Source organism: Dietzia cercidiphylli, from assembly GCF_039531545.1.
GTDB lineage: Bacteria > Actinomycetota > Actinomycetes > Mycobacteriales > Mycobacteriaceae > Dietzia > Dietzia natronolimnaea.
This window is the reverse complement of sequence record NZ_BAAAQG010000022.1, coordinates 44,806-51,978: the sequence shown is the minus strand read 5'-3', so window position 1 is coordinate 51,978 and position 7,173 is coordinate 44,806. Positions and strand designations below refer to the sequence as shown.

The 7,173-nt window shown below is 64.5% G+C and carries 9 protein-coding genes; 2 read left to right on the top strand and 7 right to left on the bottom strand.

What is annotated here, in order from left to right; translation table 11 throughout:
* Positions 1-205 precede the first annotated feature (205 nt).
* Positions 206-538, bottom strand: coding sequence for a histone-like nucleoid-structuring protein Lsr2 (locus ABD250_RS16690; protein ID WP_182659398.1), 333 nt, complete (start codon positions 536-538; stop codon positions 206-208).
* 679 nt (positions 539-1,217) lie between these two features.
* Between ABD250_RS16690 and ABD250_RS16685 the strand changes: the two genes are divergently transcribed.
* Positions 1,218-1,694: a BLUF domain-containing protein gene (locus ABD250_RS16685; protein ID WP_182659399.1), complete on the top strand. Its 477-nt coding sequence runs from the start codon at positions 1,218-1,220 to the stop codon at positions 1,692-1,694.
* Positions 1,695-1,791: 97 nt separating this feature from the next.
* On the opposite strand, the gene ABD250_RS16680 is transcribed toward ABD250_RS16685, so the two are convergent.
* The 6 genes from ABD250_RS16680 to ABD250_RS16655 all read right to left on the bottom strand — a co-directional run bounded on the left by ABD250_RS16680 (position 1,792) and on the right by ABD250_RS16655 (position 6,235).
* Positions 1,792-2,598, bottom strand: a complete 807-nt coding sequence (locus tag ABD250_RS16680; RefSeq protein WP_182659400.1) for a hypothetical protein — start codon at positions 2,596-2,598, stop codon at positions 1,792-1,794.
* Between the two features lie 124 nt (positions 2,599-2,722).
* Positions 2,723-3,340: a DUF3618 domain-containing protein gene (locus ABD250_RS16675; protein WP_063935705.1), complete on the bottom strand. Its 618-nt coding sequence runs from the start codon at positions 3,338-3,340 to the stop codon at positions 2,723-2,725.
* Entirely contained in the window at positions 3,337-3,765 is a 429-nt protein-coding gene (locus ABD250_RS16670; RefSeq protein WP_063935704.1) for a phage holin family protein, read from the bottom strand. Before ABD250_RS16670 ends, ABD250_RS16675 begins: the two co-directional genes overlap by 4 nt.
* Complete coding sequence (locus ABD250_RS16665; RefSeq protein ID WP_182659401.1) at positions 3,765-4,436, bottom strand: ATP synthase subunit B family protein; 672 nt, start codon at positions 4,434-4,436, stop codon at positions 3,765-3,767. Before ABD250_RS16665 ends, ABD250_RS16670 begins: the two co-directional genes overlap by 1 nt.
* Positions 4,437-4,565: 129 nt before the next feature.
* Complete coding sequence (locus ABD250_RS16660) at positions 4,566-5,366, bottom strand: DUF2382 domain-containing protein (RefSeq protein WP_182659402.1); 801 nt, start codon at positions 5,364-5,366, stop codon at positions 4,566-4,568.
* Positions 5,367-5,959: 593 nt separating this feature from the next.
* Complete coding sequence (locus ABD250_RS16655; protein ID WP_107749285.1) at positions 5,960-6,235, bottom strand: WhiB family transcriptional regulator; 276 nt, start codon at positions 6,233-6,235, stop codon at positions 5,960-5,962.
* 130 nt (positions 6,236-6,365) lie between these two features.
* On the opposite strand from ABD250_RS16655, the gene ABD250_RS16650 reads away from it, so the two are divergent.
* Positions 6,366-7,073: a response regulator transcription factor gene (locus tag ABD250_RS16650; protein ID WP_249033657.1), complete on the top strand. Its 708-nt coding sequence runs from the start codon at positions 6,366-6,368 to the stop codon at positions 7,071-7,073.
* Positions 7,074-7,173: the final 100 nt, after the last annotated feature.

Genomic DNA, 7,173 nt, shown 5'->3' with positions numbered 1-7,173 from the left:
GGCAATGTGGGCGAGGGGCGATTCGGTGGAGGTGTCGAGTTCGCAGGATCTACAACTCAGCAGCTTTTACTTGTCATAACGATAATTATCGGCGTTAACTTTGCCGCTGGTCAGAGCGTTTTCCGCACGGGTCAACCACCCATGGCCGGCCATGCGCCTGTTGCGGCAGGGCTGGTTCTCGCGTGGTTGGAGCCCGGCTGTCGAGCTAGTTTGCCGCTGCGTAGGCCTGCATCACGTTGGCGGGGATGCGTCCGCGGTCTGAGACGTCGTAACCATTGGCGCGGGCCCAGTCTCGAATCGCTCTGGTGTTCCCGGACGTGGTCGTGGCCTTGCGGGCAGTTCTGGTCCTGTTTCCGGTTACCCGATGGCCGGCCTCAATGTACGGCGCTACGACCTGGCGAAACGCCTCGGCATTATCGTCGCTCAGGTCGATGGAGTATTCCTTGCCGTCAAAGACAAAGGAGATGGTGTTCGACGTCTCGCCGAGGTCGGTCCCGTCGAGGTCGTCGATGTAGTGCACCTGGAATTGCTGAACCATGGTTACCCCTTCTGTTTGCTGCTCTATCAAGTATGCCTACGGTGGAGAAGTCATGCCCGTCATCATGAGAGGCATCACTTCGCCCTGGTGCCTCGGTTATCGGCGGGGCCTCAGGAAGGCGGTGGCGGCAGTTGTCGGGGGCTCGTCCGTGCTTGCGTATCGCCTCCGGGCGAATGCATGCTGGTCCAGCTCGTCTTGGGCCAGCCGTAATTCGTCCTAGTTTTCTGGCCTTTTGGGTTCGTTTGCGGTGGCACTGGCGGATTTCTTTTGGCACAGTCAGGTCGCGCTTGACTGCTGCGCCGTGATCGTCGCCAGTGCGCGGTTTAGGTGCTGTGGCCGCGCGCGCTTAACTGTGGCGGGCATCAAGGGTGGGGCTACTTGCGCAATGCCCCGGTGTGCGGGCCCGTGGTCGCCGCGTGCACGCAACGAACGAGAAGGTGGCGAGGAGTCAGGTCGTCGACGAGGGCCCTCGGGCGGTCCGCTGGTCGCAGGTGGAAGAGGCGTTCTACGTTGGAAACTATCGGGGGAATTTCGTTGGTTACATCGACAAGGGCCCCGATGGCGGTTTCAGATCATTCGACAGTATGTCGACACTGCGGGGCGAGGCCAGCAGTTTGGAGGAATCGATGGCGTGCCTCGATGCACTGTTCTTCGCCACTGCGGGAGATCGGGGTCGACAATGACTGTGAACAATGACGCCGCCAGCACATCTCAGTCGGGCGAGCTGAAGTATCTGGTGTACACCAGTGTGGCCACGCGAAAGATGCTTCCCGACGATCTCGAATCGATTTTGTTCACCTCCAGGAGACGGAATCTGGACGCCGGGATAACCGGACTGCTCCTGTATAGGGGCAATGTTTTTATTCAGTTCCTCGAGGGCCCCGCTTTGGAAGTGGATGCGCTCATGGACCGCATCTCGTGCGATGACAGGCATAGCCGTGTGCGGGTGCTTGTGGTCGAACGGGTAGCTGAGCGCAGTTTCGCAGACTGGAAAATGGGGTTCGCCATCCCCAAGGACACGCGGCCAACCGGGATCGAGGGGCTCAGAGATAGCTTCACGGATCTCACCAGTGGGGCCGACTACGACATGGTCCGGCAGGCCGCAGAGGACTTCTCTGTCTGGTTCAAGGCCGGCCAGCGCGCCGTCCCATCCTGAGCTCAACGGGCAATCGATCGGCCCGGGTCATACCGACAGCCAGGTGACCACCACTGGATTGTGGTGGTCACCTGGTCGGTCACCGATAAGTGGCGTGTTATCGGCCTCTGGTGCTGCGGTAGTCGTCTGCGCGTGTGGTGTGGGTGCTTCGGGCACCGGCGGCGCCGCCCAGTGCGGTGACGAGGGCGCCGAGCAGTAGGCCGCCTACGGCCCACCACGCCCCGGTCGCTATCTCGTCGCGGTTCTGCTCGAACTGGTTTTGTGCGTCCTGGGCGGCCTGGTCGGCTTGCTGCTGTACTTGGTCGACATCCTGCTGGTCGATGTCGGCGTTCTGCGCCGCCTGGCTGGCCTGGTCGGCGGAGATGGTGGTCGCGCTGCCCGCGGTCTGGGCGAGGGTGCCGAGCGCTCCCCCGATGGTGCCCAGGATGCTCGTGCCCAGCCATCCGACCAGCACCAGCATCGCTACCAGTGAGGTGGCCCAGGTCACCAGCCCGTGGAGCAGGCCACTGCGCACGGCCAGGGCACCGGCGATGTACCCGGCGACGGCGAGCGCTACCACCAGCGCCACCACGCCCCAGATGCTCACGGCAATACTGCTGGCCTCTGATAGGCCCAGTGCGGCACTGGCCAGGGCGAAGACCACCAGGATGGCCAGAAACGTCACGGTGCCGGCGAAGATCGCACCCCACGACGTGTTGGCGGTGCGGTGGCCTCGATCGGTGCCGATGAGAGAATCTCGCGCGGTGTCGTCGTGCTGCTCGGGGGCCAGTGGCGCAGATGAGCCGTGCGTGGGGCCGTGCCCGGCGGCGAATCCCGCTGTTTCTGACCGCCGGTGGGGTCCGGTGGTGTCCGGGGTCCGGCCGCGGCCGGCTCTGGCGTCCTCTCGATCGTCTGCAGAGGTCATGGGTAGAGCTCCTTTGAGGGTTGAACCTTGTCGGCTGGATAGGCGGGCGCGGGGATCGAGTTGGCTGCTGGCGAGCCTCGATCCCCGCGCCCCCTTTTTTCCGGTGTGTCGGTTGGTTCGAGCTTTAGGAGTCCTGCGCGTGGTCCTTGACGTTCTGCGCGGCCTGCTGGGAGTTCTGCTTGAGCTCGGAGGCGTGGTGCTTGCCTTCGCTGGTGACCGTCTCCGCCGCTGCGCTAGCGGTGTCCTTGAGTGATTCGGCCGCGTCCTGGGCCTGCGGTTTAAGGCTCTCGGTCATGTCCTGAGCCACGCCCTTGACCTCATCGACCAGCGGTTCGGCCCCGTCTTTCACGGTGGTGGCCGCGTTCTTCTCAGCGTCACTGGCCGGTAGCAGGGACCCGAGAAGCCATCCGGCGCCCAGGGCGATCAGGCCCGCGGCGAGCGGATTGCCGCGAGTGCGGTTCTTGATCTGGGTGGGCGCTTGCTTGGCAGCGTGCCCAGCCTCCGAGGCCAGAACCGAAGCCTGGTCCCGCGCCTGGGCCGCGGTGTCCTGGCCCGAGGACGCGGTGTGGTCCACGGCGCCCATCACAGACTCCCGGATGCTGCTGAACCGGTCTTTGACCTTGTCGGTCTGACGGCTGGCGGCCTTGGCGGGGTCCACTTTCTCGGCCAGCGCGTCCACATCGTGGCCCAGATCGGCGCGGGTGCGCTCGATGTCGGCCCGAATCTCCTCGGGGGTACTCATGGCGTCTCCTTGCTGGGGTTGAGGGTGGGCGGAATCTCTTGCATGGTCCGTTGGGTCTGGGGCAACCCCTTGACCTTGGTCATTCGCGCCCTGCCCAGCACCGCGAGCACGGCAGCGATAACGGCCCAACACAGGGCCACGATCAGGGCGGCCCACCCCAGGTCCATGACGTTGCCCAGCGCCCACGCCAGAGCAAGGGAGAGAAACATCAGGACGAAGAACCCGCCAAGTGCTGCCCCGGCGAGCATCCCCACCCCGGCGCCGGCCTGTTTAGCGGATTGGGTGGCTTCGGCTTTGGCGAGCTCGATTTCTTTACGGACCAGGGTGGAGAGGTTGTCGGCGAAGCTGGAGAACATCTCCCCCAGCGACTCGCTGCGGGCCCTTTGCTCGGCTTCGGGTTCGGGAACTGGCGAGGACCCGGTCATCAACGGCCACCCGGATCGATGGTGTCGGCGCCGCTGGGGCCCTGCCCGAACAGCGGAGTGCTGAGCGGATCGATGGCAGGGACGGGGTCCACGCGCTCGGGAAAGTCGAACGTGGGGTCGGCCGGGGCCGGCATTGGATGCGCAGGGGTCGGGACATCCGGTGAGGTGGCGGCCGCGGGAGCATCGTCACTGTCGGCCAGCCCCCGGGTCAGGCGCCCGGCAACCAGGCCGACACCAGCGGCCACGGCCAGAAAGGTGCCGGGGCGCCGGGCGGCGAAACGGCGCACGCCCGTCAACAGATCCTCGGGCGACTTGGTCTCCAGCGCGGAGGTGAGCTGGTGGGCGCGATCGGCCACGGTGGAGATGACCTGACCCACCAGGTCCGATTCCGGCTGTTCGCCGCGGGCCAGGCGCTGGAGATCATCGGTGGCCACACGGGCCTGCTCGGCCAAGCGCTGCTGCTGGGTGGCAGCCTGGGACAGGGCCTCATCGCGTGCCGAGGAGGCCAGGGACTTGGCATGATCACGTGCTTCGTTGGTGACCTGGGACGCTTCCTGGCGGGCGGTGCCCGCCATCTGCCCGGCGGCGCCCTTGGCCTGATCGGTGATCTGGGAGGCCTGCTCGCGAGCGGCGTCGGGGGGTGAGTCGGCGCCCTGTGAGTTCGATGTCATCGTCGGTGCCCTTCTTGCGAGTCGGCTCGCCTACCCGGCGAGCTTGGTGGTGACGTGCACGTCGTTATTGGCCTGACAGGCGCCGCTGGCTGGGTGCCGGGCGGCGCCTGTCACAGGGCCTGAGTCGGGCTAGCGCCGCGTGGTCTGGTCGGTGTCACCGTCGATGTCGATGTGCTCGGTGCGGACCTCCTCCGACACGGTCTCGGTGTCGGTGACCTTTTCCTTGCCCACACGAAGGCGCTCGCGCTCGACCGTCTCCTTCTCCACCACCGGACGCTCTTCACGAAGAGTGATCTCCTCGACGTGCTCACCGTCACTGACCTCGTCGAGGCCACCCTTGCGGACCGTGCCGCCGGCGTCCTCGCGCTCGACGACGAGCTTTTCCTTGGAGACGGGAACCTCGACGTTCTCGGTCTCCGTGGTCGTGTACTTGCGCAGCCGCACCCGGCCGGTCTCCTCGGTGCGCGTGCCGACGTTGAGGCGCTCCTCGTGCGCGGTCACGGTGTCGGTGGCCTCATGGCCACCCTCACGCGACTGCCCGGTGGTGCCAGCCTTCACGCGGGCATCGACGTCATCATCAGACACCGTCGCGCGGTCGGTACGGCCGGTGGCCGCCCCACCGCCGGTGAGTCCGTAGTGGCTGTAGAGCCGGTCCTCTTCAGCCGGAGAAAGATCTCCACCGGCATCGATACGGGGAGCGTCCTTGACCTGATCCTTGGTGTACGCCACCCGCACTTCGTCGTCACCCAGTTGCGCGCCCTGAAGCGGCACGAAGCTCTCCGACATCCCGAACAGACCCGTGGAAACGGTGGCGAACGAGGGCTGGCCGCTGTCATTGTCGACATACAACATCCCGAGCTTGCCGATCTTGTCTCCGGAATTGTCGTAAACAGTGGCATTAGCCAGACGATCAAACGAATTGTCGGTCATGTTTCGAACTCCTTGCAGTAGGGAACAAAGCGACCTCGACCACGAACCGGCACCTAACTATCCGATCGTTGTCTTCACCCCCTATTATCTCGGTCCCCCGCGGGCAGTTCTTCACCCTTAAGGGTGACGCTGTAGTGGGGCGGTTGGGTGACTTCGATGCCGAGATTTTCCGCCATCAGACACGGTGGACGTGATCGCCGACGGTCTCGTTGTCGCCGCCGATCCGATGCCATTTTTGGGCGTCGTGGTGCAAGCGCCGCCGATCGGTGGGGAGGCATGGTGGACGAAGACCGGTCAGCCAGGGGATCGCCATTGGCCTGCAGAAAGGACGGGACCGAGCCTGGTGCAGGGTGGAGACGCCCAGGTTCCTTGCTCCAGACGTTCGCAGGCCGTTTCCTAGAGGTATTAGACACCTACTCTTGCCGGAGCCGGCAAGTCTTATCGAACCCCAGTTGCTGGGAACATTGTTCCCTGGAGTCCGAGAACGCTTCCTGCGTCGTCAGTGAAGTAGATCCCCGCAAGGCGAGAGGAACAGCTCTGGCAGGGCAGAACTGTCGGGACGCGGGTGCAAGGAATGCGGCGCGGAAGAAGGGTCAGCCGGAGCGCAGGCGGCCTGCCAGCTTGTGGCGTTCCATTTCGGTCAGGCCTCCCCAGACGCCGTAGAGCTCCCGCGCCTTCATCGCGTACTGGCGGCATTCCACTATCACCGGGCATTGCTCGCAGAGGACTTTGGCTGCCTCCTCTTTACGGCGCCGAACCCCTTTGAGGTCCTGCTCGTCGTTATAGAACAGCTCTGCCTGCCCTTGGCAGTTACCGCGATCGGCCCATGCCCACCGGTCATCGAGAGCCGTGGCGATGATGTGGGTCAACAGATATTTCCTGCCCTTCGTCAAGCATCGCGCGCCAAGTGGACATCTCATTCTCTCGGGCCACAGCGGCCATGGCTTCACCCTCAGGGGTGAAGTGGAGAGGGGTCCACCTGCGCCTACGATTACCACGGTGAGCGGCAAAGCGATCAGGGTGACTGTGGTCAACGACTATCTCGTCGTAGTGGCGGGAGTTAACGCACTGCTGGCGCCGTATGCGGACCGAGTTGAAGTTGTCGAACGGCACACCGTCACCAGTGGATCGGCCCCCGTGGACGTCGCGCTCTATGACACTTTCGCCGCACCGGTGGGCAAGCACGCGCGCCTGGAATCGCTACTGCAGGACCCGTTGATCGGGTCGGTTGCCGTCTACTCCTTCGCCGTGGATGAACGGGCGATCGATGACAGCCTGGCCCAAGGAGCCCATGGATTCTTGGCGAAGTCCCTGTCAGCGCTCGAGCTGGTTGAGGGAATCGAGAACATCGCCGCAGGTCAGCGGGTGACCATGGTCGGACCCGGCCTATCGGTGATGCGATCGGACCAGTGGCCGGCCAAAGAGGCGGGCCTGTCTCCCAGGGAGGCGGAAGTGATCGGTCTCATTGTCCAGGGACTATCCAACAAGGACATCGCCGCGCAGTGCTACCTGTCGACCAATTCGATCAAAACCTTCATCCGGTCCGCATATCGGAAAATGGGCGTGAGCACCCGGGCCCAGGCCGTGGCGTGGGGAATCGAGCACGGACTCAAGCCCGACCGACGAGCCCCAAGCGGACTCCCCACGCACACCATCCCGCCAAGCTCACCGAACAGCATCAGCACGCCCCAGCGCGCTCAGGCCTAATCGGCAGCCCCGGGGATCTAGTGGACGATGATGACCCGGATGTAGGAGGGCCCACGATCCCGGCACATTGGGCTGTCTACCTGCACTTGCCAGGTCGATG

Coding starts and splice junctions, on each gene's coding strand:
- ABD250_RS16690 (WP_182659398.1), bottom strand. CDS start 538: ATGGTTCAGCAATTCCAGGTGCACTACATCGACGACCTCGACGGGACC.
- ABD250_RS16685 (WP_182659399.1), top strand. CDS start 1,218: ATGACTGTGAACAATGACGCCGCCAGCACATCTCAGTCGGGCGAGCTG.
- ABD250_RS16680 (WP_182659400.1), bottom strand. CDS start 2,598: ATGACCTCTGCAGACGATCGAGAGGACGCCAGAGCCGGCCGCGGCCGG.
- ABD250_RS16675 (WP_063935705.1), bottom strand. CDS start 3,340: ATGAGTACCCCCGAGGAGATTCGGGCCGACATCGAGCGCACCCGCGCC.
- ABD250_RS16670 (WP_063935704.1), bottom strand. CDS start 3,765: ATGACCGGGTCCTCGCCAGTTCCCGAACCCGAAGCCGAGCAAAGGGCC.
- ABD250_RS16665 (WP_182659401.1), bottom strand. CDS start 4,436: ATGACATCGAACTCACAGGGCGCCGACTCACCCCCCGACGCCGCTCGC.
- ABD250_RS16660 (WP_182659402.1), bottom strand. CDS start 5,366: ATGACCGACAATTCGTTTGATCGTCTGGCTAATGCCACTGTTTACGAC.